This is a genomic window from Herbidospora sp. NBRC 101105 (assembly GCF_030269205.1).
Classification (GTDB): domain Bacteria; phylum Actinomycetota; class Actinomycetes; order Streptosporangiales; family Streptosporangiaceae; genus Herbidospora; species Herbidospora solisilvae.
In genome coordinates this window covers 445,151-470,539 of sequence record NZ_BSSX01000003.1, presented here as the reverse complement: position 1 = coordinate 470,539, position 25,389 = coordinate 445,151, and the positions used below count along the sequence as shown (strand labels likewise).

Annotated in this window: 21 protein-coding genes; 9 read left to right on the top strand and 12 right to left on the bottom strand. The window is 67.6% G+C overall.

Annotation, left to right across the window (positions count from 1 at the left end; genetic code table 11):
* Positions 1-56: 56 nt before the first annotated feature.
* The 3 genes from QSK34_RS16085 (at position 57) to QSK34_RS16075 (ending at position 1,871) form a co-directional block, all read left to right on the top strand.
* Complete coding sequence (locus tag QSK34_RS16085) at positions 57-581, top strand: VanZ family protein (RefSeq protein WP_285584888.1); 525 nt, start codon at positions 57-59, stop codon at positions 579-581.
* A gap of 178 nt (positions 582-759) precedes the next feature.
* Positions 760-1,512, top strand: a complete 753-nt coding sequence (locus QSK34_RS16080; RefSeq protein WP_030454864.1) for a GntR family transcriptional regulator — start codon at positions 760-762, stop codon at positions 1,510-1,512.
* Between the two features lie 140 nt (positions 1,513-1,652).
* Entirely contained in the window at positions 1,653-1,871 is a 219-nt protein-coding gene (locus QSK34_RS16075; protein WP_083949814.1) for a hypothetical protein, read from the top strand.
* 253 nt (positions 1,872-2,124) lie between these two features.
* Here QSK34_RS16075 and QSK34_RS16070 read toward each other — a convergent pair whose 3' ends face one another.
* From QSK34_RS16070 to QSK34_RS16060, 3 genes are all read right to left on the bottom strand, one after another.
* A complete protein-coding gene (locus QSK34_RS16070; protein WP_285584878.1) occupies positions 2,125-3,183 on the bottom strand; it encodes a coiled-coil domain-containing protein in 1,059 nt (352 codons plus the stop codon).
* A 452-nt stretch (positions 3,184-3,635) separates the two neighbouring features.
* Entirely contained in the window at positions 3,636-4,148 is a 513-nt protein-coding gene (locus QSK34_RS16065; protein ID WP_245653058.1) for a gamma carbonic anhydrase family protein, read from the bottom strand.
* 1 nt (position 4,149) lies between these two features.
* Positions 4,150-5,310, bottom strand: coding sequence for a mannosyltransferase family protein (locus QSK34_RS16060; protein ID WP_285584868.1), 1,161 nt, complete (start codon positions 5,308-5,310; stop codon positions 4,150-4,152).
* A gap of 121 nt (positions 5,311-5,431) precedes the next feature.
* Between QSK34_RS16060 and QSK34_RS16055 the strand changes: the two genes are divergently transcribed.
* Positions 5,432-6,796 (top strand): hypothetical protein, encoded by a 1,365-nt coding sequence (locus QSK34_RS16055; protein ID WP_502875511.1) that lies wholly within the window; start codon positions 5,432-5,434, stop codon positions 6,794-6,796.
* A 444-nt stretch (positions 6,797-7,240) separates the two neighbouring features.
* Here the strand turns inward: QSK34_RS16055 and QSK34_RS16050 are convergent, their stop codons facing one another.
* The 6 genes from QSK34_RS16050 to QSK34_RS16025 all read right to left on the bottom strand — a co-directional run bounded on the left by QSK34_RS16050 (position 7,241) and on the right by QSK34_RS16025 (position 13,535).
* Complete coding sequence (locus QSK34_RS16050) at positions 7,241-8,314, bottom strand: glycosyltransferase (RefSeq protein ID WP_285584864.1); 1,074 nt, start codon at positions 8,312-8,314, stop codon at positions 7,241-7,243.
* Positions 8,311-9,060, bottom strand: a complete 750-nt coding sequence (locus QSK34_RS16045) for a hypothetical protein (protein WP_285584862.1) — start codon at positions 9,058-9,060, stop codon at positions 8,311-8,313. The genes QSK34_RS16050 and QSK34_RS16045 overlap by 4 nt, the downstream gene beginning before the upstream one ends.
* Positions 9,061-9,227: 167 nt before the next feature.
* Positions 9,228-11,327 (bottom strand): (Fe-S)-binding protein, encoded by a 2,100-nt coding sequence (locus tag QSK34_RS16040; protein ID WP_285584860.1) that lies wholly within the window; start codon positions 11,325-11,327, stop codon positions 9,228-9,230.
* Positions 11,328-11,396: 69 nt separating this feature from the next.
* Entirely contained in the window at positions 11,397-11,984 is a 588-nt protein-coding gene (locus tag QSK34_RS16035; RefSeq protein WP_030454854.1) for a TetR/AcrR family transcriptional regulator, read from the bottom strand.
* On the bottom strand, positions 11,981-12,721 hold the full coding sequence (locus tag QSK34_RS16030; RefSeq protein WP_285584855.1) for a class I SAM-dependent methyltransferase: 741 nt from the start codon (positions 12,719-12,721) through the stop codon (positions 11,981-11,983). Before QSK34_RS16030 ends, QSK34_RS16035 begins: the two co-directional genes overlap by 4 nt.
* 13 nt (positions 12,722-12,734) lie before the next feature.
* Entirely contained in the window at positions 12,735-13,535 is an 801-nt protein-coding gene (locus QSK34_RS16025) for a sugar phosphate isomerase/epimerase family protein (protein WP_285584853.1), read from the bottom strand.
* A gap of 107 nt (positions 13,536-13,642) precedes the next feature.
* Here QSK34_RS16025 and QSK34_RS16020 point away from each other — a divergent pair, with 107 nt between their 5' ends.
* The 4 genes from QSK34_RS16020 to QSK34_RS16005 all read left to right on the top strand — a co-directional run bounded on the left by QSK34_RS16020 (position 13,643) and on the right by QSK34_RS16005 (position 18,605).
* Positions 13,643-14,341: a class I SAM-dependent methyltransferase gene (locus QSK34_RS16020; protein WP_285584851.1), complete on the top strand. Its 699-nt coding sequence runs from the start codon at positions 13,643-13,645 to the stop codon at positions 14,339-14,341.
* Positions 14,342-14,378: 37 nt separating this feature from the next.
* On the top strand, positions 14,379-15,812 hold the full coding sequence (radA, locus tag QSK34_RS16015; RefSeq protein WP_285584848.1) for a DNA repair protein RadA: 1,434 nt from the start codon (positions 14,379-14,381) through the stop codon (positions 15,810-15,812).
* Between the two features lie 59 nt (positions 15,813-15,871).
* Positions 15,872-16,957 (top strand): DNA integrity scanning diadenylate cyclase DisA, encoded by a 1,086-nt coding sequence (disA, locus tag QSK34_RS16010; RefSeq protein ID WP_030454849.1) that lies wholly within the window; start codon positions 15,872-15,874, stop codon positions 16,955-16,957.
* A gap of 124 nt (positions 16,958-17,081) precedes the next feature.
* Complete coding sequence (locus tag QSK34_RS16005) at positions 17,082-18,605, top strand: recombinase family protein (protein WP_285584845.1); 1,524 nt, start codon at positions 17,082-17,084, stop codon at positions 18,603-18,605.
* 574 nt (positions 18,606-19,179) lie between these two features.
* On the opposite strand, the gene QSK34_RS16000 is transcribed toward QSK34_RS16005, so the two are convergent.
* From QSK34_RS16000 to QSK34_RS15990, 3 genes are all read right to left on the bottom strand, one after another.
* Positions 19,180-20,937 (bottom strand): replication initiator, encoded by a 1,758-nt coding sequence (locus QSK34_RS16000; protein WP_285584843.1) that lies wholly within the window; start codon positions 20,935-20,937, stop codon positions 19,180-19,182.
* On the bottom strand, positions 20,931-22,361 hold the full coding sequence (locus QSK34_RS15995) for an FtsK/SpoIIIE domain-containing protein (RefSeq protein WP_285584841.1): 1,431 nt from the start codon (positions 22,359-22,361) through the stop codon (positions 20,931-20,933). Before QSK34_RS15995 ends, QSK34_RS16000 begins: the two co-directional genes overlap by 7 nt.
* A gap of 360 nt (positions 22,362-22,721) precedes the next feature.
* A complete protein-coding gene (locus QSK34_RS15990) occupies positions 22,722-23,063 on the bottom strand; it encodes a plasmid replication, integration and excision activator (protein WP_285584840.1) in 342 nt (113 codons plus the stop codon).
* Positions 23,064-24,870: 1,807 nt separating this feature from the next.
* On the opposite strand from QSK34_RS15990, the gene QSK34_RS15985 reads away from it, so the two are divergent.
* Positions 24,871-25,383 (top strand): matrixin family metalloprotease, encoded by a 513-nt coding sequence (locus QSK34_RS15985; RefSeq protein ID WP_285584838.1) that lies wholly within the window; start codon positions 24,871-24,873, stop codon positions 25,381-25,383.
* The last annotated feature ends 6 nt before the right edge of the window (positions 25,384-25,389 follow it).

The following is a 25,389-nucleotide window of genomic DNA, read 5'->3' as shown; positions in this document are numbered from 1 at the left end:
AGTGCCATGGGGTGTCCGGAACAACCGGCCCGATGGATGCCAAAAAGGACACAGTCATGTTGCTGGCGTGGGATCTATGGGGACATGTCGTCATCGCCACCCTCTTGACCATTCCCGTCGGATGGGGTGTCGCTCACCTGCTCACTCGGTTCCGGGAGCGTTCCAACCACCCGGAACCTGCACGGACGGCGTACGCGGACGTCTTCATCGTGATCGGCACGGCGCCCTGGCTCTGGATGATCCTCACTCCCGGTGACCCCTCGGCTCCTGACCGGGCGGTCGGTCTGGTCCCATTTCACGATCTTGCACAGGTAGTGACGGGATCGGCCGGGACGGCGTTCGTGCAGGTCGGAGGCAATCTGCTGGTGTTCGCCGCATTGGGCGCGCTTTTGCCCCTCAGGTCTCAAAAGTTGGCTCGTTTGAAGATCGTCGCGGCCGTCGCGGCGGCCGGATCTCTTACCGTCGAGTTACTTCAATACGGCCTGGAGCTCCACCGTGTGTCGTCAGTCGATGACATCCTGCTGAACACGACGGGTGCGGTCCTGGCTGCGGTCATGACGCAGCGTTGGTGGGCCGGGTGAATAGCGGCTAGGACCGTTCCAGGGTAACGGGCTGCACTAACCGCTGAAGATCGCCACAGGGGCCCGATCCGCTCAAATTAGGCTCGGGACCAACCATTCTCTCTGTGCGATCGTGGACAAGACGGGGCAAGTTCTCTGGAGACGCTAACCCCCCGTTGGTGACAGAGGGTGATCAAACGTGACCGAGTCCCCGGTGCATCACGAGCCCCCCATTTACCGGCGTATCGCCGACCGGCTGCGCACGCAGATCCTGTCGGGCGAACTCCGCGATGGGGAGCGGCTACCGGGCGAAAACGCCCTCATGACCGAGTACGGCATCGCGCGCGCCACCGCACGGCAGGCGCTGGCCGTACTCATCAATGAGGGCCTGGCTGTTCCGCGGCGAGGTTCGGGGGTATACGTGAGACTCTTTCGGCCCATCAGACGGCATGGGTCACGACGTCTGTCCCGTGAACAGTGGGGGCAGGGGCGCGCGATCTGGGATTCCGACACCCGGGGGCGTGCCTACACGGTGGACGAGGTCCACATCGAACGGTTGCCGGCGAGCGAGGACATCGGGCGCGTCCTCGACGTCGACGAGGTCTGGATCCGCCGACGGCGCTACAACGTGGACGGCAGGCCCGTCCAGCTGGCCGTCTCCCACTTCCCCGCCGACCTGGTGGAGGGAACCGCCATCACCCTGCCCGACACCGGCCCCGGCGGCGTCTACGCCCGCCTGGGCGACCTCGGCTACCTTCCGGCCCACTTCACCGAGGAGTTACGCGCCCGGATGCCGCAGCCCCAGGAGGCCGAACTCCTCCATCTGCCGCCGGGGAACCCGATCATCGTCGTGGTGCGCACGGCGTACACCTCGGGAGGCATACCGGTTGAGCTCAACGAGATGACACTCGACGCCGCGTCGTATGTACTCCAGTACGACTTCGATGCGTAGTTCAACTTGAAAAATCGGACGATAGGTGGACCTGTCCTCCCAGGATCTTGTCTTCTCTAGAGATGTCCCGCACCTTGATAGGGAGACGTCAAGGAGATCGGGGTACACCCGGGGCGGCTCGGCGAGGGAAAGGTGGGCAGATGTCCTTTGACCGGCATCTTGCCGAAATTGCCCGCGAGTATCCGGAATGGACTATCTGGCGGAGCGATGCGGGACGGTGGTGGGCAACCCGCCACCATCCCCTGAGTTCCGCTCAGCGGGAGGCCGGCTGCGCGATGACCATCGACGCGGACGAGCCGGAAGGATTACGCCAGTTGTTACGCGACCAGGAGGAACGTGCCAACACGGCGGATCCTTGATGCCCACCGAAGCGCGGAAGCCTCCGACCCTATCGGGGGCGGAGGCTTCCGCTTTCTCATACACCGATAACCACAGACCCCCGTGGGGGCGCTTTCCACTGGTGCCAGCCAACGACGAGGCGCTCTCACGGGGCACCACACCGGCCGCCGACGACGCCGGCCGGAGCTGAACAGCGGGAACGGCCGGCAGCCGTCCCCGCTCAAGATCGGCGGTGGGCCCGCCGCCACCCCATTGGCGGGCCCATCTCCACACTCAGGCGCCGCGGGCATCCATCGGAGGCAGCCCGCGTCGCAGGTCCACCGGCGCGGCCGCGACGGCCGGGTCGTGATCGACGATCACATGCTCGTCTTCGGAGTCATCCTCCTCGGCGGCCTGATCGACCAGCACAGCGGGACCGGCGGCGGCCGGGGAAGGCGCGGCTGCCGGCTGCGCGGCCGACGCCGGAACCTCGTCCTCTTCCTCCTCCTCGGCCCGCTCGACCGGGAGCTCCTCGTCGATCGACGGAGCCGGCGGCAACACCGACGCCTCATCGATCAGCGGACCGGCGGCCTGCTCACGGTGCAGCAGGTCGCCCAGCACGGCGCCGATCTCGTTCAGGCGGCGCATCACCTCGGTGTGGGTGTCGGTCAGATAGACCACACGCCGGCCGGTGTGCTCGTCAAGGTAACCCGCACGCTGCTTGGCCGAAGTCAAGGTCCGCTCCGCCACCGCGTTGGCGTCGGCCACCAGCTTCTCGGCCTCCAGCGTCGCGGCGGTCACCCGCCGGTCGGCCTCGGCCCGCGCGTCCCGCAACGTCTCCTCGGCCTCGGCGTTGGCCGTCGCCACCTTCTCCTCCGCCTCGGCCCCGGCCTGCGCCAGCAGCCGCTCGGCCGACGCCGTCGCGTCGTGGATGCGCCGCTCGGCCTCCTCCTGCGCCGCCGCCCTTATCGAGTCGGCCTGCTCCCGCGCCGTCGACACCACACGCTCGGCCTCGGCCGCCGCCTGGTCACGCATCTGCGAGGCCGCGCTCTCCGAGGCCTCCTTGTTGGCACGGGCCTCTTCGTGGGCCAGCTTGAGGATCTGGCTCAGCCGCTCACCCAGCTCGTCGGGGCTCTGCGGAGCCTCGGTCAGCTTCCGGCGAGCCTCGGCGAGCTCCAGCCGGCTCTGCTCGGCTTGGTCGATGGTACGTGCCAGACGCTCCTCAAGATCACGAATCTGGTTCCGGGTGCGGATCATGTAGTCGTGCACCTGGCGGCGGCTGTATCCACGCATGACGACTTCGAACGAGTCGTCGCTCATGAGGTCGGGGAAACTGTCAGTCTGGTTCGTCATGAAGAGCCTTGGGGGAGATGGCGGGAAGACGTATCAAGACACGACTTTCCTGCTATCGGCGGCGGGGCGCAACCCGAACCCTGTTATTCGGCCGAGCCTCCGGCGCGGCTGGCGCGGGCGCCTTCATGCCCGCGTCTTCCCTCGTCACTCCGGTTCGCTTCGCTCTCCTGCGCTCCTCAGTCCGGACGCGGGCGCGCCCGCGCCGGGTCAACGCGACAAATGTGTGACAAGTCGGCGGGGATGATCAAGACTTCAGGTTAGCCGGTCGAAGGCCGCGGCCAGCGCCGATCTTGAGGTGATCTCCAGCTTGGGGAAGATCCGGTAGAGGTGGGACACGTAGAGCTTCTCGCCGATCTCCCGCTTGGTCAGGCCGTCAGGGCCGCCTCCTCGGCCACCGCGGCGAGACCCTCCATCCGGTCCTGGTTTCCGCGCAAGGCGGCGACCAACTCCGCTCACCAGCGCCGGGCACGTGCGTGGCGGCGGGCCTTGTCCATGTAGCGGTCGGGGGTCTCGGCGAAGGTCGCGACGTCGTCTTCGTCGAGATCTCGGATGATCTTCGCTGGAGATCCGGCCAGCAGCACTCCTCCGGGGAACTTCTTGCCCGGCGTCACGAGCGCCCCCGCGGCCACCAGCGTGCCGGCGCCGATGTAGGCGCCGTTCAGGAGGATGGCGCCGATGCCGATCAGGGCGCCGGTCTCCACGTATGCGCCGTGGACGACCGCCTTGTGGCCCACGCTGACCCTCGGTTCGAGGACCGCCGGGAAGCCGGGGTCGGCGTGGAGGCAGCACAGGTCCTGGACGTTGCACTGCGCGCCGACCTCGATGGACTCGTCGTCTCCCCGTAGCACGCTGCCGTACCAGACGTTCGCGTGCGTGCCGACGCGGACGCGGCCGGCCACGACCGCGCCCGGCGCGATCCAGGCCGTCGGATCGATCGACGGCAGGTCGTCGTCCAGAGCGAACACCTCAGCCAACCCAGGCCCCCGTGGTGAAGTTTCCTACATTGATCGCCATGACCGGCGCCGCCACCGCGACATACGCCATGAACGCCCATTTGTTGCGCGCCGCGGCGATGCCGACCCCGATGTAGAGCGGCCACCACAACAACGATGCCCGCCCGACCGACATGTAGAACGAGGACATCGCCAGCAACGCGACGGCCTGGGGCGCCAGGTAGGCCAACTCTGCCCATTTCCGCCGCACCAGCTGCCAGACGATCAGGATGACCAGCACGAACGCCGCGATGATCTCCTCACGATACGACGTCGCGAGCACCGGCTCCTCCAGCGACCGGTTCCAGGTGTTGACCAGCACCTCCTGGGGGCTCACGGGATAACGCCCCCAGTACTGGGCCTGGGCGGCGTTCCAGGCCATCCAGTCGCCGACCCGCATCTTGAGGAAGATCATGTACGCCAGCACCGGCAACCCCGGCACCACGAGCCAGAAGATCTTCCGCCAGTCGGCGCGCAGCCCGTTCTCTGAGACCAGGAACATGACCGCCAGGCCGAGCGCGAGGAACAGCCCGGTGATCCGGATCGACGAGGCGAACGCCGCGCAGACGGCCGCCCACTCCCAGCGGCCCTGCCGCGCCAGCAGCCAGGCCGGGATCGCCAGCGCCAGGAACGGGGCCTCGGAGTAGCCCGCCCACATGAACACCGCGAACGGCGACAGGAAGAACGCCAGCACCGTCCAGGTGCCGGTGCCCTCCTTGTACGACTCGCTCAGCCGCGACAGGAAAACGGCGACCACCGCGCTCCCCACGACCGACACGAGCACGATCAGCAGGTCGTAGTTGGGCACCAGCCAGTTGAGGTCGCGCAGCAGCAGCGGCAACCCGGGGAAGAACGCCACCAGCTTGGGCGCGTCGGTCATCCCGGGCGCGCCGTCGTAGCCGTATTGGGCGATCGTGATGAAGTTCTCGGCGTCCCAGGGCGTCAGCCGGTCGAGGAGAGGCGCCTCGGTCCGGCCGGGGGCGGCCAGGACCATGTAGATGTACGTCGCGACGTGCCAGAAGAACCAGATGCCCAGGGCGGTCAGGTCGCCCGGTTGCCCGAGCCATCTCCGCCTCGCGGTGGGAGCGTTCTCCGGCTGGTCCGCGTCGGTTTTGGCCTGCTGGGTCTCCGTCACGAAGACCATCGAAGTGGAACAACAGCGGACATGCCAAGAGGTTGTGCCGCGAGTCCCCCAGCTCAGAGCCATTTATCCAGCTCAGCCGGGTGAAAGTTTCACATGTTCTAGCATGTGGCTCGTGCAGTTTGACGGTTTCGCGGCCGTGGAGCAGGACGTCCGGGCGATGGTGGCCGACCCGCGGTGGTCGCTTCGCCCGATGGAGGCACGCGCCGAGGCGCTCGCCCGCCGTGGGCTGTCGGCCCACGACGGCTCGTGCTGGATCTTCGGGCTGGGCGCACGCTGGTACCGGCGCGACGCCGACGGCCAGTGGATGCTCGCGCCGCCCCCGGCCGAGCCCGGGGTGCGCAACACGTGTGTACGCGTCAACCCCGCCATCCCGTGGTGGCTGGTGCCGCAGGGGCCCGACTTCGCGGCCGACCGGGGGTCGACGCAGGGGTTCGTGGGGCCCGACGTGCTGCCGGAGGTCGCCGAGCGGATCAGGGCGATCCTGGCGGCCCACCGGGGGCTGAGCCAGGAGGACTTCCCGCTCGTTCCGGGGCCGCTGAAGGACCTGTTCGCCCCCGAGGTGACCTCGCCCGTCGCGGTGGTGTGGGGCGTCGTCATGTGGTGCGCCTACGCGCCGGCCTTCGACGGCAACGAGCAACTGCTGACCATGTTCGGCGAGTTCCTGGGCAGGCCGCTGCCGGGCGACGACTGGGTCAGGTGGTTGCCGGGGGTGCGGCTGGAGGCGATGCTGGAGCCGTACAGGGAGAGGCTGGCCGCCGGAGCCCACGAGACGGCGCTGCGCCTGGCCGGGCTGGCGGCGGAGGTCGCCACTGTGCTGAGCGACGACCCGCGCTTCCGGCCGCGTGCCCAGGCCCTCACGGTGATGATCGAGCCCCTGCTGCGGCAGCCCTGGCTCGACCACGGCCACGCCGACCGGGGGTCAGACCTGGCCAGACACTGGCTGCACCGGTTGCCACCCCATCTGACCAGTACGACCATCCACGAGACCGCCCCGAAGGACCACTTCCAGCACACCTTCTACGACCTGACCGAGGCACTGGGCTACCTGGCCGGCCGGGGCGTCGACCCGCGCCTGGCCGCCGGGAGCCTCCTCGCCTGTGACCTGTCAACGGTGGCTGACGCTCAGGTGACAGATGTCTTCCCCCTGCTCGACGACGAGGTGCGCCGGGCCGTGCGAGAGGCCCTTGACGATTCGGCCCACCCGCTGAGGGCCCTGTGGCCCGTCAACGGCGCGCTGCCCGACGTCCTCTCCCCGCCCGGCCGCGAGGCCGCCTCGACACTCCTCGGCGCGGCCTACGCCACAGGTCTGGCATGGTCTGCCATGATCGGCAGGTCGGTGCCGGAAAGAGGATTCCCGTCGGCTTCGGCCGTCTCTGGGAAGTTGATTCACGAACGCGACGACACGGTTCCTTCGCCGTTGCGGATGCCCGGAAGGCCCGTCTCGGAGATCACCTCGGAGTGGTTGTACCACTCCTGACCGCCAGATCCCCCTTACCCCGCAAAGACCGATAAATCATCCTTTAGCAATCAGGTCCCACCTACCTTGGGAAATTGACCGAATTGTGATCGCGCTTAGCGGGAAATGGTTAGTCGAGGGGGGTCCGGCGGCGGGAATGGTCCCGATGGGCCATGTCGCCGAAACCGACGCGGACGTAACCTCGAAGAGGGTGTGGGCTGCGGAAGGAAGGACGACGCGGTGGGGCACGACGACTTGGACTCCCGGGTCCATGACCGTGTCGCGTTGGACGAAATCGCGCTTTACGCCGAGGTTCTGGAGGCCGTCAACTTCACGGATGACCGACTGACCTTGGAGGAGCTCGACAACGCGCTCGGGTTGCGGACTTCGGCGAGTCGCTGAAGCTGAAGATCACGATCCCGGGCTTCCGGATTTGGGGGCTCGGGATCTGTTATTCCCCGAGGGTCAGGCTCTGGAGCGCAAGCCATACATCAGATCCTGCCAGCGGGCGGCGATGGCGGTGGCGGCGCGCTGCGTGGCCGATTCGAGCGCCCCGGCGGCCAGCGTCATCCGTTTACGCTCGTCGTCGACCAGCGAGAGCAGCGCCCCCGCGTAGGCCTCGATCTCCCCGGCCCCCTCGCTGACCAGCACGCTGTCGACCCCGGGCCGCACGAACTGGGCCAGCCCCTTCGGCCCGTCGAAGCCCACGATGGGCACCCCCGTGCTGAGCGCCTCGTTCACGGTCATGCCGAGCACCTCGTGGCGCGACGGAACCGCCACGATCGACGCCTTGGCGAACTCGCCGGGCAGGTCGGGGGTGGTGCCCATGAAATAGACGTGGTTGTGCAGGCTGAGCTCGGCGACCAGGGCGCGCAGCCGCTTCTCCTCCGAGCCGGCGCCGTAGAGACGCAACCGCCAGTCGGGCCGCTTGTCGGCGACCATCGCGAACGCCCTGATCAGCCGGTCGAACGCCTTGTCGGACACCCACCGGCCCCCGGCGCTGATGATGCGGTTGTCCATGCGCGATCTCGGCCACGGGCCCTTGGGCAGCGGGTCGGGGATGGTGTGCACGCTGAGTTCGTCGTCGAGCAGCCGGGTCCACTCGCCTCGGCCGGCGTCGGTGCTGGTCACCACGGCGTCGAGGCGCGGGTAGAAACGCTGGACGGGGGTCGGCACGGCCGGCCGCGTCCACTCGCGGGCGATCCTGACCACCTCGCGGGGGGCGTAACGGGCCGACTGCACGCTCAGGCTGGGCCGGGCGGTGACCAGCACGTCGGAGCGGATCGCGCGCAGCGCCCGCCAGAGGGCCACCTCGGTGCGCACCTGGCCGCGCGGCAGCAGGTGGCGGCCGGGCCGGGCGTCGACCAGCCAGCGCAGCCTGATCGCGGGGTCGACGGGGAAGAACGGGGCGTCCCTGGTGCGCTTGACGCTGACCACCTCGACCTGGTGCCCGCTCGTCAGGGCGGCCGCGAGGTTCAGCATCGCCCGTATGTCACCGCGCATACCGTACGCGGACGGCACCAGGAAGGTGATCTTCACGCCGCGCCCACCTCGAGCCGGAGATGGTCGGCGGGCGAGAAGCTCGGCTTGATCGGGACACCGTCGATCTTCGTCGCCGGGTAGTGGACGCGGCGGCGTTTGCCCTCCACGTCGTCGAGGAGCGCTCCCAAAGCCATCGGGCCGTCGACCCCGTCGACTTCGAGGGAGGGCTCCCACACCCCCTCGGAGTCGGGGGTGGCGGCCAGGACGTCGCACAGGGAGAGCGCGGCGTGGAACCGTACACCCTGGACCGTGGCCGTCGCGGTCACGGTGGCGTCACTGTGCTTCAGAGAGAGCCGGGCGCGGTGGTGCTGGTCGTCGTCTCCCAGCCCTGTGTACGCCAGCAGCCCCGTCACCTCGAACCGGCCCTCGCGGAACCAGACCGCCCGCACGTCGGCGACCGGCTCGGCATCGGCGATCTTGATGGCCAGGAAGCCGTTGCGGGTGCGGTAGGCGCGGTAGGACATGGTCCGGCGGCCGAGCGCGTAGGCGTCGAGGCGGTCGAGCGAGAAGCCCGGGTCGACGCTCTGCATGCGGGTGCGCGGGCCGCTCTGCTGGAGGTAGGCGTCCCAGCGGCCGGGGGTGAGCTTCAACCCGGCCAGCGAGACGGCGACGGTGGCGTCGTTGGCGGGGCGGCCCGGGGTCCCGAGCCGCACCTTCCGTTCCGAGCCGGTGCCGCGGTGCCGGAGCACCAGATGCGTGCCCGCCTCCAGCGGATGGTCGATCGCCATCCGCAGGGAGAGCACGTCGGCAAGAGTTACTTCCGCGTCTGTGACGACCACACCCACCGTTCAGCCCCCTCCCCGTTGATTGAGCCAACGTTGAGGTTACCGTGATTCTCCCGTTATGTGGAGAAGAGGGTGGCGCGCATGTGGCCCTGACCAGCGGATTCGACAACCGATCAACGGCCGAGTCAGCCCTTGATGGATTTGATCAAGAGCTGGGCCACGTCGACGACCTCCAGAGTCTCCTTCGCCTTGCCGGTGGTCTTCTTCTCGTTGATCGCGTCGCCGAGCATCACGAGACAGAACGGGCAGGCGGTGGAAACCGTGTCGGGATCGGTGGTGAGCGCCTCGTCGACCCGCTCGGTGTTGATGCGCTTGCCGATGCGCTCCTCCATCCACATCCGCGCGCCGCCGGCGCCGCAGCAGAAGCCGCGGTCCTTGTGGCGGTGCATCTCCTGCGTCGTGACACCGGGCACCTTGGCCATGATGTCGCGCGGCTGCGAGTAGACCTTGTTGTGCCGCCCGAGGAAGCACGGGTCGTGGTAGGTGATCTTCTCCTCGATCGGCGTGATCGGGGTCAGCTTCCCGGTGTCGACCAGATGAGAGAGCAACTGCGTGTGGTGTACGACCTCGAAGTGCCCGCCGAGCTGCGGATACTCGTTGGCCAGGGTGTTGAAGCAGTGAGGACAGGTGGCCACGATCTTCCTGACCCCGGCCTCGTTGAGCGTCTCGATGTTCTGCTGGGCCAGCATGTTGAACAGGAACTCCATGCCCAGGCGGCGGGCCGGGTCGCCGGTGCAGGCCTCCATCGGGCCGAGCACCGCGAACTTGACGCCCGCGATGTGCAGCAGTTCGGCGACCGCCTTGGTGGTCTTCTTCGCCCGGTCCTCAAGAGCGCCCGCGCAGCCGACCCAGAACAGGTATTCGGTGTCTTCGGGCATCTTCTCGTCGACGATCTCGACCTCGAAGTCGAGCTCCTCGATCCACTCGGCCCGCTTCATCTCGGGCATTCCCCACGGGTTGCCCTTGTTCTCGAGGTTCTTCAGCATCACGCCGGCCTCCGAGGGGAAGGCCGACTCGATCATGACCTGGTAGCGGCGCATGTCGAGGATGTGGTCGATGTGCTCGATGTCGACCGGGCACTGCTCGACGCAGGCGCCGCAGTTGGTGCACGACCAGAGCACGTCGGGGTGGATGACGCCCTGCTCGCCGACGAGCGGCTTCTCCAGCAGGGCCAGCACGTCCTGACCGGCGTGGGCGCGCTGCTCCTCGCTCATCAGCAGGTAGGGCGCGACCGCGAAGGCGTGGTCACGCTGGTCGAGGATGAGCATCTTGGGCGACAGCGGCTTGTCGGTGTTCCACGCCGGGCACTGCGACTGGCAGCGGCCGCACTCGGTGCACGTGTAGAAGTCGAGGAAGCCCTTCCAGCTGGTCTCCTCGATCTTGCCCCGGCCGAAGACGTCGGTCTCGGGGTCGGCCTCCTCGAAGTCGAGCACCTTGCCGCCGCTGCGCATCTCCTGGGCCGCGCCCAGGCCGTCGGGACGCCGCGAGAACAACACGTTCAGCGGGGCGGTGAAGATGTGCAGGTGCTTGGAGTTGACCACGATCACCGCGAAGACCAGCATCAGGCCGATGTGCAGCAGCAGCGCGATCTCTTCCAGCAGTGACGAGGTCGGCAGGATCCGCGCCACGAGCTCGGAGACGAAGGCCCCCGACTCGTAGGGGAAGTTGCCGGTGTTGATCGCGGCGGCCCGGAACAGGAACAACGACCAGATGATGTTGAAGATCATGAAGAGGATCAGCCACGCGCCGCCCAGGTGAGACCCGGAGAAGCGGGAGTCGCGGCCCAGCTTCGAGGGCGCGTTCCTGATCCGGATCACGGCGAAGGCGACCAGGCCGAGCAGCGCCGCCAGGGCGATGAAGTCCTGCAGGAAGCCCAGCACCGGCCAGCGGCCGATCAGCGGGATGTGGAAGTCGGGCCGTCCTGTGATGGCGCCTTGGATCATCGCGCCATAGGCTTCCACATAAACGGTCAAAAGAATGAAAAACGCCCACATGACAAAGAAGTGGGCAATGCCCGAGGGCGTCCACTTGAGCAGCTTCTTCTGCCCGAACACCTCCACCAGCTGGGCCTTTATCTCGGCCCCGATGTTCGCGCGGGCGTATTCGATCCGTTCGGGCGCCGGTTCGCCGACGGTGGCGAGCCGATAGAGGAAGCCCACCCGCCTGGCCACCACCGCGATCGTCAGCGCCGTCATCAGCAGCCCGATTATGCAGACCAGCAACACTGGGGCCTCCTCATCGCCATCGTGGTCACCATAATCAGACCCTAGAACAAACCTCTAGAAGGCGCTCCGTCAGGGGTCGACATATCGCTGCAACGTGGGCGCGAGCAGGGCGACCAGCTCATCGGGCGTCGCCGACGCAATCGGCTCGATCTTGACGATATACCGCAGCATCACCACGCCGATCATCTGCCCGAACGCCGCCTCGATCCTGATCGGATCGACGCCCAGCCCCTGGGCGAGCCGCTGGAGCACCGCCTCACCGAGGAACTCGCGCACCATCGTGGCCGCCTGCTCGTTCGACATCGCCGACCGGATCATCGCGATGATCGGCGCCCGCCGGTCCTCGTCGGAGGCGACCGTCAGGATGAACCGGATCAGCCGCTCCCCCAGCTCCTCGCGGGGCCCGGCCAGGATCATCGGCACCGCCACGCTCGGCTCGACCGGGAACCGCATCGCCGCGACGAACAGGCCCTCCTTCGTGTCGAAGTAGTGGTGGACCAGGGCCGGATCGACGTTCGCCTCACGGGCGATGCCCCGGACCGTCGCCTTGTCGAACCCCTTCTCCGCGAAGACCCCCCGGGCCGCGGTGATGATCTCACCCCGGGTGTCGAGGGATCCGGGCCTCCTGCCGGGCCTGCGCCGCCGCTGTTCCGTCATCCGGCGGGCTCTTTCCGGCCGACCGCGAGGTAAACGCGCATCGGCACGACAAGATCACCACCAGGGCAGACCCGCAGGAGTTCCGCCCGCTCGCGCTCGATCAGCTCGTCGGCCGTGGCCGGGTCGAGCCGGGCCATGTAGGAGTGGGAGCGCAGGTTGGTCAGGAACACGTCGAGCCCCACGTGGCGGGTCCAGTGGACCCACCGATCGCGGACGTCGAGCCCGCCCTCGGTCATCGCCCGCGCGATGGCCGGCAGGTCCCGGCCCTCGGGCCCGGTGTAACCCGGCACGTCGGACAACCTGATCTGGCATTCGGCCAGCCAGGCGGCCTTGCCGGTGTCGACGGAGTTCCACCATCCGGCGACCGCCCTCCGGCTCACCCTCCTGGCCTCCTTGATCGACCGCACCGGGTCGAGCCAGTGCCACGCCTGGGCGTAGGTCACCAGGTCGGCCGAGCCGTCGCGGAAGGGCAGCACGTTGCCGTCGGCCAGGACGGAGGCGCCGTCGTGATAGGCCAGCATGTGCCCGGCCAGATCGGCGGCCACCACCCGGGCGCCCCGCCGCTGCATGCCACGGGAGGAGATGCCGGTCCCGGCGCCGACGTCGACCACGGTGGCGCCGTCGAGCGTCGTGCCGGAGAGTTCGGACAGGGCGTCGTAGAGCGCGGCGGGATATTCCGGTCGGGCCGCGTCGTACGCCTCGGCCACCCTGGGCGCGTCGAAGACCAGGTGACTCATGGGGTTGTAGCGCTCATTTCCTCGCGGACGAGGCGGCGAAGTTGAGCCGGGCGAAGGCCAGCGCCTCGGCCAGGTCGTCGATCCGCTCGGTGCGGGTCGCCGCTCTCCGCGTGTTGATCTCCAGCACGATCAGCCCACCATAGCCCGCGTTGGCGAGGCGCTCCAGCATGGGAGCGCAGGGCTGGTTGCCTCGTCCCGGTACGAGATGTTCGTCCTTGTTCGTGGTGCCGATGCCGTCGGCCAGGTGGAGGTGGGCCAGCCGGTCGCCCAGCTTGGTGGCCATCTCCATGGCGTCCGACCCGGACACCGCCGTGTGGGACAGGTCGAGGGTGACGTGGGGGAAGTCGTAGTCGAGGGGGTTCCAGTCGGGCGAGTAGGGCACGACCTCGTTGCCCCGGGCCCGGAGGGGGAACATGTTCTCGACCGCGAAGACCACGTCGGTCTCGTCGCGCATGCGGGCCAGCCCGATCTCGAAGTCCCGGGCGTAGTCACGCTGCCAGCGGAAAGGGGGATGCACCACGACGGTGCCGGCGCCCAGCCGCTCGGCGGCGGCCTGGGCCTTGCGCAGCTTGAGCCACGGGTCCTTGCCCCACACGCGCTGGGTGACCAGCAGACAGGGCGCGTGGATCGCGAGGATGGGCAGCTCGTAGTGGTCGCGGAGACGCTGGAGCACGTCGACGTCCTGACTGACCGGATCCTGCCCGACCATGATCTCGACGCCGTCGTAACCCAGGCGTGCCGCGAGCTCGAAGGCGTCGGGGGTTCGCTCGGGATAGACCGATGCGGTCGACAACGCGATCTTCGCATTGGGCACCCGGACGACCTCGCTCCTTCCGATATATGTACGCTCGCCACGACTCTTGCTCACCCTGCCAGCCTAAGCGGGCGTGTGTCCGGTCGAGGCGAACCTAGGGTTGCGTCATGGCCAGCATCGTCAAGGGCGCCGTGCCCAGCCCCAACATCTGGAACGCCCCCGCCGTATACGAACTGGAGAACCACGCGGTCGACCCCGACCGGCGGGTCGAATCGGCGATGCGCGCCCTCCGCCCCTGGACCGGCGCGACGGTCCTGGACATCGGCTGCGGCACGGGCTACCACCTGCCCGCCCTGGCACTGGAGGCGTCGTCGGTGATCGGCGTCGAACCCCACGGCGACCTGGCCGCCCTGGCCCGCCGGCGCTGCGCCCGCGTGCCGAATGTGACGGTTCACACGGCGGCCGCCCAGGAGATCCCCCTCCCCGACCACTCGGTGGACGTCGCGATGGCCCGCTGGGCCTACTTCTTCGGCCCCGGCTGCGAACCCGGCCTGGCCGAGTTGTCACGGGTGGTGCGGAAGGGCGGCGCGGCCTTCGTCGTCGACCTCGACGCGACCCGGGGCTCCTTCGGACGCTGGTTCCAGGCGACGGTGCCGACCTACTCCCCGGAGGCCGTGGAGGCCTTCTGGGCCCGCCAGGGGTGGTCCCGGCAGGAACTCGACCTGCGGATGGTCTTCGAACGGCGCGCCGACCTGGAAGCGGTCCTGAAGATCGAGTTCGCCCACACGGTCGCCAAGGCGGCCATCCGCGAGACGGAGGGCCTGGAGCTCGCCTACCCGAACATCCTGAGATGGCGGCTCTTCTAGGCGGAATCTGTCGGGGGGCGCCGGTAGCCTGCGGCTCGTGGCTAAAGCGACCAAGGTGTCCTATCGGTGTGGCGAGTGCGGCTGGGTGACCGTCAAGTGGGTCGGCCGGTGCGGGGAGTGCCAGGCGTGGGGCACGGTCGAGGAGGCCGGGGTCCGGGCCGGGGTGACCGAGGTCAAGGCGGGGGCGATCACCTCGCCGGCCATCCCGATCGGGCAGGTCAAGGCCGAGGTGGCACACGCCAGGCCGACCGGGGTGAGCGAGCTCGACCGGGTGCTCGGGGGCGGGCTGGTGCCGGGGGCCGTGGTGCTGCTGGCCGGGGAGCCGGGCATCGGGAAGTCGACGCTGCTGCTGGAGGCGGCCGCCCACGCGGGGCGGCGCGAGACCGTACTCTACGTGACAGGTGAGGAGTCCGCGTCGCAGGTGCGCATGCGGGCCGACCGCATCGGCGCCGTGGTCGACAACCTCTACCTGGCCGCCGAGACCGACCTCGGCGCTCTGGTCACCCACGTCGAGAAGGTCAACCCCCGGCTCCTGATCGTCGACTCCGTCCAGACGATCGGCTCCGCCGACGCGACCGGGGTGCCGGGCGGGGTCACCCAGGTCCGCGAGGTCGCCGGGAACCTGGTCCGGCTGGCCAAGGAGCGCGGCATGGCGACCGTCCTGGTCGGCCACGTCACCAAAGACGGCTCGATCGCCGGGCCGCGGGTGCTGGAACACCTCGTCGACGTCGTCCTCCACTTCGAGGGCGACCGCAACTCGCGGCTGCGCATGGTCCGGGCGATCAAGAACAGGTTCGGCCCGATCGAGGAGGTCGGCTGCTTCGACCTCCACGAGAAGGGCATCACCGGCATCACCGACCCGAGCGGCCTGTTCGTCTCCCGCCACCCCGAACCCGTGCCGGGCACCTGCGTGACCGTGACGATCGAGGGCACCCGCCCCATCCCGGCCGAGCTCCAGGCGCTCGTCGGCCCCACCGAGGCCCCCCAGCCCCGGCGCACGTCATCGGGCCTCGACTCCTACCGCGTCGCGATGGTCCTGGCCGTCATGGAGCGCCGCCTCAACGCCAAGATCGGCCGGTGTGACGTCTTCACCGCCACCGTCGGCGGCATCCGCCTCACCGACCCGGCCGTCGACCTGGCCCTCATGCTCTCGGTCGTCAGCGCCGCCGGAGACAACCCGCTCCCCCAGGGCCTGATCGCGATGGGCGAGGTCGGCCTGGCCGGAGAGCTGCGGCCGGTCCGGGAGGTCCGCCGCCGCCTCGCCGAGGCCGCCCGCCTGGGCTTCACCCGCGCGCTGGTCCCGGCCGGCTCGATGGAGGCCGTCACCCCGCCCCGCATCGATCCGCCGTCGAGAAGCCGCCGGGGCGAGGTCGTCGCCGTCCGCGAACCGCTGCGAACCTCGACCTTCGCCCCCGGATTCACCGTCACCGAGGCCGAGAACGTCTGGGACGCTCTGACACACATCCGGTGAGGAGGCCGTTACGTCGGTAAACTGCGTAGTAGCCGTGTGAACCAGCGGGGGTCACTTACGTGCAAAACGACAAACAAGCCGACGAGCGCAGGCGCGCCGTCCTGGCGACGCTCGCCCCGGGAACCATGTTGCGCGACGGGCTCGAACGCATCCTCCGGGGCCATACCGGCGGTCTGATCGTGCTGGGATACGACCCGACCGTCGAAGAGCTGTGCACCGGAGGTTTCCAGCTCGACGTCGAGTTCACCGCGACGGGCCTGCGCGAACTCGCCAAGATGGACGGCGCGATCGTGCTCGGCGAGGGCGATCACCGCATCCTGCGGGCAGCCGTCCACCTGGTTCCCGATCCCGGCGTGCCCACCGACGAGTCGGGCACCCGCCACCGCACCGCCCAGCGGGTCGCCCGCCAGACCGGCTACCCAGTCGTCGCGATCAGCAAATCCATGCGCATCATCGCCGTCTACCTCGACGGTGTCAGACACGTGCTCGAAGAGTCGGCCGCGATCCTGTCGAAGGCCAACCAGGCGCTGGCCACCCTCGAGCGCTACAAGCAGCGCCTCGACGAGGTCTCCGGCACCCTCTCGGCGCTGGAGATCGAAGACCTGGTGACCGTGCGCGACATGGTCGCGGCCGTGCAGCGCATGGAGATGGTCCGGCGCATCGCCCGCGAGATCGAGGGCTACGTCGTCGAACTCGGGACCGACGGCCGCCTGATCTCCCTGCAGCTCGACGAACTGGTGGCCGGGGTCGAAGACGACCGCGCGTTCATCGTCCGCGACTACCTGCCCGACGCCCTCGGCCCCAAGCAGCGCGGCTTCAGCGACGCCCTGCGGGAGCTCGACGACCTCAGCTCGACCGACCTGCTCGACTTGTCACGGGTGGCCGGGATCCTCGGCAGCACCGGCCCTGAGGCCCTCGACTCGCCGGTGAGCCCTCGGGGGTTCCGGCTGCTGGCCCGAGTGCCCCGCCTGCCGGCGTCGATCGTCAATCGGCTGGTCGACCACTTCGGCGGGCTACAGAAGCTGCTCGCGGCCAGCATCGTCGACCTGCAGATGGTCGGCGGGGTCGGCGAGACGAGGGCACGCAGCGTGCGGGAGGGTCTGTCCCGGCTGGCGGAGTCTTCGATCTTGGAACGTTACGTGTGAAATTGCCGCGCCTCCGGCGCGGCGGCTCGGGCGCTTTCAGCCCCCGTCTTCCCTCGTCGCTCCGGTTCGCTTCGCTCTCCTGCGCTCCTCAGTGCTCGGGCCTTCTTAGAGTTACCTTCGATGTATGACCAAGTCATTGCATCCCAGGTCGAAAGGGTTATTAGCCTCTCAGCTTCCCGGTGATGATCTACCGGGAAGCCGGGAGCTGACCGGCCGGGAATACCTGCGTGTCAGTGAAGACCGGTCTAAGCGTATGAAGTCGCCGGCCCAGCAGCACGAGGACAACGAACGGGCATGCGCGGCGCATCGGATCACGCTCGGAGAGCCCTACCGGGAAGGCCGGGCGGTGTCGGCTTCCCGGTACAGCACTGACGTCCGCGACGACTTCGACCGCCTGATGACCGACCTGCGTAGCGGGGAGTTCGGCGCGGACGTCCTGGTCCTGTGGGAGAGTTCCCGGGGGTCGCGGCGGGTGCTGGAGTGGGTGACGATGCTTGACCTGCTGGAGCGGCAGGGGATCTTGGTGTTCGTCACCACGCACGGCCGTCTCTATGACCCGGCCAATCCGCGTGATCGTCGCGGGCTGATCGATGACGCCAACGACAGCGAGTATGAGTCGGCGAAGATCGCGCAGCGGATCCGGCGGGACATGGCCGCCAACGCCGCCGAAGGCCGCCCGCATGGGTTGTGCCCGGTGGGGTTGCGTCCGGTGTACCACGAGCGGACGGGGAAGCTGATCACGTGGGAGGCCGATCCCGAGACAGCCCCCATGATCGTTGATCTGTTCACGTTGTACCGGCGAGGCCGCAGTGGGCGCAGCATCGCCAAGGAGTTCAAGGAGCGCGGGTACCGCAACAAGCTGGGCAACCCCTACACCCCCGCGCATCTGCGGGACATGGCGACCAGGGCCGCCTACACGGGTCTGCGCGTTCACCACGGGGAGCTGATCGAAGGCACGTGGGATGCGATCGTTGAGCGTGATCTGTGGTGGGACGTTCAGCGGATCTTGGCTGAGCCGGCGCATCAGTCGACCAAGCCCCGGTTCGGGAGCGTCAAGCACGAATACACGCGCACGATGCGGTGCGCCAAGTGTCTGGGTCCGATCACCACGCTCGACAGCAAGCGGGGTGACTACATGTGCCAGACCGGCGGATGCGCGCGCATCACCAAGGCCCCCGTCGACGCGATCCTCAACGCCGTCATCGAGGACTACCTATCACAGGCCGACTTCTCCGCGAGGGTCGCCCGCCGTGTCGACACCCCGCAGGTCCGCGCGCTGGAGACCGCGATAGCGCAGCTGCGGGCCCAGCTGGAGGAGGCGGAGAACGCGGTGCCGGCCAACGTGTCGGAGGCGCGGATGTTCGCCCAGTTGATCGAGGACATCAAGCCGAAGCTCGCCGGCAAGCAGGCCCAGTTGCGCGAGTTGACCACCCCGTCCGAGCTCGCCTCACTGCTGGCACCCGAGGTCGGCGGTCCGGTGGTCGACGCGGTGACCCGGTGGCGTGACGCGCCGGTGGAGATCCGCCGGAAGATCGCCAAGATCCTTCTCAGCCCGCAGTACTTGGGCCAAGTACGGATCAACCCCAGGACACCAGGCAAGCGTCTGCCCGCCCACGAGCGCCTCACCTGGGTACGCGATGCCGCATAGCCGCACCAATGACGGGCAAGCCCGCGCCGACAGCCACCGGCCAGGGCTTGCCCGTACAGCCAACCAAGACGGGGAGGTGAGCGCCGCTACCGGTAACCGAGCAAGGCCGCCAGCCGGTCCACGGCGTCATCGCTGAGAGGCCCCGCCGCTGCCACGATCGACCGCGCGTAGGCGGCGATCACGCGGTCGTTTGAGGTCATCTCGCCGACGTCCGCCCCGTGCCGACCGCCCGCCGACGCGGCCTCAGGAACCCCAGCAAGATCAACATCTGGCGGGGTTCCCTGGTCGGCCTGTCCGCATCCCGCCCGCCCACCCTCCGCTGAGCGGTGCCCGGCCGCCGCCTCGATCCACTCCGCCATACCCGGCAAAGGCACAGCCATAGTGGCCCCTTCGGGACGCTTTGCCGAACGACGGCGACGCTTACCCCCGCCAGCCGCCGCCGACCCGCGAGCACCACGCCGCCCGCGCCCTCGTTCATCGCCCGGTTCACAGCGAGAAGCAATGGAGCCCAAGTTAGTCTCTGCGGCCGATCTTGCTCGCTCCGATTCCCTCCGTAGTTCGCCCGCGTCACCCATCAGACATCGCGCCCCGCGTGGGGACCTGATGCCTCACCGACGTCATCAGGCCCATGACCGGACGGGCCTTCTCGCGCCGCCCGTGCCGCTTGACGTGTCGCCACCAGCCGCAACAGCCGCACCGCTATCGGCTCCAGGGCCGGATCAGAGGCGCTCAGACGACGCCAGAGGTACCGGCCCGGCTCGCCTGCCTCCTGCTCCGGGTCAAGACCGGCCGCCGTCAACGCCCACGCTCTGCGGTCCGCCTTGTGCCCGGCCAGCGTCTTGCCCGACCACTTGCGCGAGACCAGCACGCGACGCCCGCCGTAGCCCATCCGGTCCGGACTGTGCGCCTTCTTCCGGCACCAGCCCGGACGCAGCCCCGACTTCGCTTTGCGCGGTTGGACGCCGTACCGCAGCCAGTTCGCACACTCCGGCGAACACGGCTCCCACCGCAACGCCTCCGCCAGCCGCGCCACATGCGCCGCCCGAGCCGACGAACCCGCGTCGGCCTTCAACACCGCGTCCCACGACAGCGACTTGGTCAGGTACTTCGTCAGATACCTGACCCGCTGGTCAGCATCGGCGGTCCCGGCCAGCACACCTTGCATATCCATCTGCGCGCCGAACCGCGCCACGTGCAACGGCTCGCCCGGCCCGCCACCATCCGCGCGATCCTCCCGAGCCTCCACGCCGTCCAACGCCTCATCCCAAGACGGGAGCACCTCACCCGTGCCCGGATGGACGTAACCGTGCCCTTCTGCCCAGACCGGTTCCGCGTCGCCCTCACCGAAGACCACCTCATCCACCGAGGGCCACCACACCTGGTGATAGGTCGCCTCCACCACCTGACGCACCACCGACCGAGGCAGCGTCCCGCGGATCGCCATGTGCAGGTGCGGAGTCAGCCGCCGTTGCGGTTCGACGGCCGCGAAGTACTGCACATCCCACCCCGCCACCCGGCGAAGGTTCTGCACGAACCGGTCGACGAGCTTGCCGAAGTGCAGCGCATCCCGCGCCGCCGACCGGTAATCGTAGGTATCCGGATTGACCGGCACGCCGTTCCGCACCCGACCGTAGGACGGCAGAGTCAAGGTCAGGAACATACTCGGACGAAAGCCCTTGCCATCCCGACCCTCATAGACCCGCCCCAGCGTCCCCGGCACTCGCTGACGCCGAGGCAGATTCACCGCGTCATCCCGCCGACGCGTCGACCGGGAACGCCGCTCCGAGGCCACTTCGCCCGGCGCGCTGTCGTCGCCCGCATCGTTTAGGTCCGCCGCCGTCCGGCTGACCGGCTCCAACGCGCCGATCTCGGCATCCAGCTCCACCAGCGCCAGATCGAGATCAGTGGTGTCCTCCCCGGCCGCCGCAGCGTCATCACGCCACCCTTGTGCCTGCGATCGAAGGTCATGCAGATAGGACCGGTACTCACCGCGCGTGTACTCGACCAGCGGTTCGGACTCCAGGTGCCAGCCCTCACGGCATTGCGCCATCCGGACCTGCCGAGCCCGCTTCGCGCACGGCGGACACCACGACTCCCGCCACGACCCGCACGGCAAGTCGATGGTGTCCACCACACCGGTCACCGTGTCCTGACGCCGCATCGGGATAGGCCGGACACACACCCCGTTCGCGACCGCCAGTTGTTCGGCAACCTCACGCGACACCAGCCCCGACGCCATCACCGCAGCCACGCTGAACACGCCCGATCCCAGCCCTGATCCCAGGTCCGAGACGGGGGCGCTGTCGCCGGCCGAACCACCCGAGGTCACCATGAGCGACTCCCGAACCAGTCGGCCATCTGCCGAATATCGGCATCAGAGACGTACGCGGCACGGACACGAACCGGATCGGGGCTGTTCTCCAGCCGCACGTACGCCTCACCGGCCCCGACCGATGGGTCATCGGGATCACGGGGAATCTGGTCAGCCATCGCGCCCCGGTCCCGCGCGCCGTCGCCGAGAACCATGTCGACCTGACCCGGCTCATCCAGCCGAAGGGCAACCTTGTCGGGGAACAGGTTCCGGATGTTCAGGACCTCTTTGCGCGGGTCCTGGAGCGCGGCCACCACGCCGATACCGACCGCCCGGCCCTGGGTGGTGAGCGTGGCCAGCGCTGCCGAGATCCGCAGCCGCAAACCCTTGTCCGGCTGGTAGGCGGTCAGGAACGCCACCTCATCCACGACCACCAAGACGAACGGGTCATCGACCGTCGGAATGTGGTTACGGCGTATCCCCGCGTACCGGTGCGCCCGTTCCTGCATCAGCGCCACGGCCTGTTCCAGCAGTTCGGCGCACTGCTCAGGGATGGCGGCGTACCGGTCGAACAATTCACGGCCGAAGGACAGTTCCATGAGCTTGGGGTCCAGACCCCAGACCTGCGCGATGCCCGCCACGCACGCCGGGAGCAACCCGCGCACGATGGACCACAACCACGAGCCCTTGCCCGAACCCGTGCAACCGGCGATCAACACATGGGTGCCATGGACCTGGAGGCGGAACACCCCGCCGTCCTCGGATATCCCGATCTCCACCGGGCCGACCCACGCCCGCTCAGGAATCGGCATCGCCGGGATCACCCGCGCCAGCGCATCGGCACGCGGGAAGACCAGCGTCACCCAGCCCGGTTTGGGGGAGGTGATCCGCACCCTGCTCGCGCCGAAGCCATTGGACAGGTTCGGCGCATGGTCGGTGAAGTCCTCCACTGCCTGACCGGCCAGCATCCGCACCCGCACCGTGTCGCAGCGGGCATCACAGCGCACCCGCACCAGATCCGGGAGATACAGCCGCCCGCCGAAGTTCCCGGCCAGACCGGCCATGACCATGACTGACTGCCACTTACGCCGGTACACCCACATCCACCGCCACCAGGCGATGACCGGCCAGCTGACCCACCGACCGAACACGTGCGGGTAGGCCCACGCCACCAGGCCGGCGATGGCCGACAAGTCGGCCGCTATGAAGGCCAGTAGGTGCCAGTTGCCGAACGAATACAGCCAGCCGGTGACGACCGGCAGCGCGCAGGCCACCGGGTGACGCCACACGGTGCGGATCGAACCTGCCAGCAGCCGCCACAACCACACCGTGACGGAGATGATGACCGGAGTTCGAACAACGGTCGGAGCGAACACAACCGTGGTGTCCGGACGGGTGGAGACGACGCCTACGATTTCCTGACCAGGGAGTTTGCGGAGAATCATGGGAGACCTCCTTTCAGACCAGAGGACCCCGCACCCCACGCCGCAGCCCGCGCCTAGCAGCGAGGGCCGCTCACACCAGCGGTGCCGACACCCGAGGACCGACCGGGTACGGCAACCGGCCAGCCCTCAGGCATCGATTCGGGGGAACAGGGCAAAACGCGAGCCCCTTGCAGCACGCCGGACCACACGGCGGAGGGTTCCAAGCTCCACAGCGCGCGGCCCGGCATGCCGGGGCAAGCCCCCGACCGCTCAGCGGTTCACGGGGACACAGGCGTGTTGAATGATTGGCGGCTGCTGCGCCGCAGCAGGCACCGGGTCTACCGGCCCTGAATCATGACCCTCAGGTCGCTGCGAACAGGATCAACTCCTGCTGGCCTCGTGCGAACGGGACACCGCCAAAGGGCGGAACCCGCGAGCCCGGAACGAATACGCCAGGCGATTGTTCGCCGAGTTCACATACGGCGTGACCGTAAGATCCACGAACTCGACCGGAACGAACGGCAAGCCGAGACTTGCCATGGCGGGCGGCACCGGAGGCATCTCCGGAGCGACCGCAGCCACGATCTTCACGCTCACCGTCTTATCCGCCGCGCGGACATCGGGACTCGCGTTGGTCACCGCGACCGACCACACCGGCTCACCGGTCGTCTTGTCGCGCTGCTGGACGGGACGGTCTTTGGTGCTGGCCTCGAAGTCCAGCACGGGGGTGACCTCCCCACTCAGGAAGGCCCCATGAGGAAACACGAACTGGTGGTGCACGGGGATCGGTCCCCTAATCAAAGCGGCATCAGCCTCCTCGATAGCTGGTCCCCGCCCGAGCCGTGCCGACTGTCACTGACAGACGATCTGACTCAGCGGGCTTATGACCAGTAAACGACCCGAGAAGGCCAGCGGATCCCGCCATAACCGGACGGCATCAATCAAGCATTCCCAAATCAGGAATCCGCTGTTACTATGCCCGCCACGCCGAAAGGCCCCGCGTGCAAACCGCGCACGGAGGCGAGCTGAACACTGCATATGGCGTTGGCGATCATCTCTCCTCCTCTTCTGTCTCTCGCAGTTCGTCTCTGGCAGGAGCCGTGCAGTTTGGACCGATCACGCGCCCATGGCCGGCAACGACACGAATCAAGGCGACGCGCTTCGGTCCCATCGTGCAGCGGATACCCGAAGTGCCGCCAGGTCCACACGGCAATCACAACCACCCGGCATCATTCGCGTCACGGCTTCCCGCGCTTAAGCGATCGATGTCCGACCAATGGCCTCCAACAAAGGAGATGCCACCTGCCCTAACGCAATGGGGCCAATGGCTCGCCACCGTTTCTCCTTCGCCGTAGCGGGCGAGGCGAAGACGGAGGCCGCCCCGGGATGCGAACTTCAGGGAGATCGGTGGCGCGTACCGTCAGGTGGCGGAATCGGCCCGCCACTTCCGCCACCCAAAACTGTGAACCGAGACGGTGAACGACCAAGGCTTGGGGGCGACTCACCCACCGCGCCACCTTTACCTGTACGTCCCCGGAGTGGAGTCCCCATACCCAGGTCCGACGCGACCACCGAGCCCAACTGTCGCGGTGGGCGTGCCGACGATAACCCGTCACCCCGATCGCCGCAGCACGACGCTGAGCCACCTCATCGAGATCCGTAACGCTGGTCAGCTCGGGCCGTAAAGCATATCCGTAGCCAATGCGCAGGACGCCCGAAGGCAACGACTCAACGAAGAACCGCCACCCCGACAGCGTAACCTCGTTGCGCATGCCGACTCCTTCAATAGTCACCTGCTTGCACGGCCAGCGGGAATGCGCATACAGAGTCAACCGAGGTCTTCATCCTAGGCAACCCAAGCCTGCGAAAAGGGCCAGCACACCCTGTTGAGTTCCAGTATCTCCACTGCATTGCCGAATTGTTCTTATAGATGTCAAGGCGGCCCCTGCGGGGCCGCGCGGGCGGCAGAACGCCGCCCTCCCCTCGCCGGGCATGCGGCCTCCGGCCGGTCCCGGCGCGGAGCGGCAGAGCCGCCCTAAGGATGTGCGGCGATCCACCTGACCGGGGGCAGCCGCCGGGACAAGCTAGAGCAACGACTCTGCACTAGCCGACAACACTTGCTCGCGCTGGTCCTACAAACCCTCGACGAGCCTTCGCACTCACGCCCGTTCAGTAGCTAGAAGAAGACTTAAGCCTCATGACTCCGGTCGATCGTTCTAGGCTGCACGACCTGTACATCGAAGCTGGCCTACCTTACGGGGATGACCCCATCCACCGAACCATCGGATCGTCAGGATTGAAGTGCGCAGCGTTACATCAACATGGTTTCGATAGTCGGCCCCGAGGCCGCTCCGTTCATTTCCGCAATCTTCCAAGATACAAATTTGTAGCGCAGTGGAGCTAATTTCTCGAAGGTAGATAGAATTCGTGATAATGAATCACCATGCGAATCGGGAAAGCTACATTCCGTCCCGTCGATTAATCAAACTCCATCCTTGACTTCCACAATGACCGACTTTACGATCATGACATGAGACGATCAAGGATCTTGATAAGGCTGACGCAATTGCTAGCAACCGTAATTTTAGCGATCGGAGCGAGCACGGGTGTCGCGCACGCGATGGCACACTATCTCAGCGGATTAGACGCCGTCGACGAGTACGAAATCCGCTGGACCGACAGCACAAAATACAACGCCACCATGAGCTTTGCTCATAGCACCTGGAATGCGCAGGGCTGCATCAACATCGCACAAGACAACAGTTCCACCGTGGAAGACCTGGAGTGGATTGACTACTCCTCCAACGACGGCATCAACGCATACTACGATCACGACTTCCCCGACGCCGACGAAATTTACTTAAATACGTACTATATGGATGGCTTCACCGCCACCGGCCTGAGAAACACAATGGCCCACGAATTAGGTCATGCCTTGGGCTTAGCCCACAGCTACTCTGGCCAGCTGATGTATGACTATAGTTCGTCGATCACTACCCCGCAGTCGCAGGATATTTCCGACTACGATTACCTATGGTGCTGAGGTTTC

Bases quoted from the DNA above. Each gene is read 5' to 3' on its own strand.
- QSK34_RS16085 (WP_285584888.1), top strand. From the start codon at position 57: ATGTTGCTGGCGTGGGATCTATGGGGACATGTCGTCATCGCCACCCTC.
- QSK34_RS16005 (WP_285584845.1), top strand. From the start codon at position 17,082: ATGACCAAGTCATTGCATCCCAGGTCGAAAGGGTTATTAGCCTCTCAG.
- QSK34_RS16000 (WP_285584843.1), bottom strand. From the start codon at position 20,937: ATGGTGACCTCGGGTGGTTCGGCCGGCGACAGCGCCCCCGTCTCGGAC.
- QSK34_RS15985 (WP_285584838.1), top strand. From the start codon at position 24,871: ATGAGACGATCAAGGATCTTGATAAGGCTGACGCAATTGCTAGCAACC.
- QSK34_RS16030 (WP_285584855.1), bottom strand. From the start codon at position 12,721: ATGAGTCACCTGGTCTTCGACGCGCCCAGGGTGGCCGAGGCGTACGAC.
- QSK34_RS16020 (WP_285584851.1), top strand. From the start codon at position 13,643: ATGGCCAGCATCGTCAAGGGCGCCGTGCCCAGCCCCAACATCTGGAAC.
- QSK34_RS16075 (WP_083949814.1), top strand. From the start codon at position 1,653: ATGTCCTTTGACCGGCATCTTGCCGAAATTGCCCGCGAGTATCCGGAA.
- QSK34_RS16035 (WP_030454854.1), bottom strand. From the start codon at position 11,984: ATGACGGAACAGCGGCGGCGCAGGCCCGGCAGGAGGCCCGGATCCCTC.
- QSK34_RS15995 (WP_285584841.1), bottom strand. From the start codon at position 22,361: ATGATTCTCCGCAAACTCCCTGGTCAGGAAATCGTAGGCGTCGTCTCC.
- QSK34_RS16070 (WP_285584878.1), bottom strand. From the start codon at position 3,183: ATGACGAACCAGACTGACAGTTTCCCCGACCTCATGAGCGACGACTCG.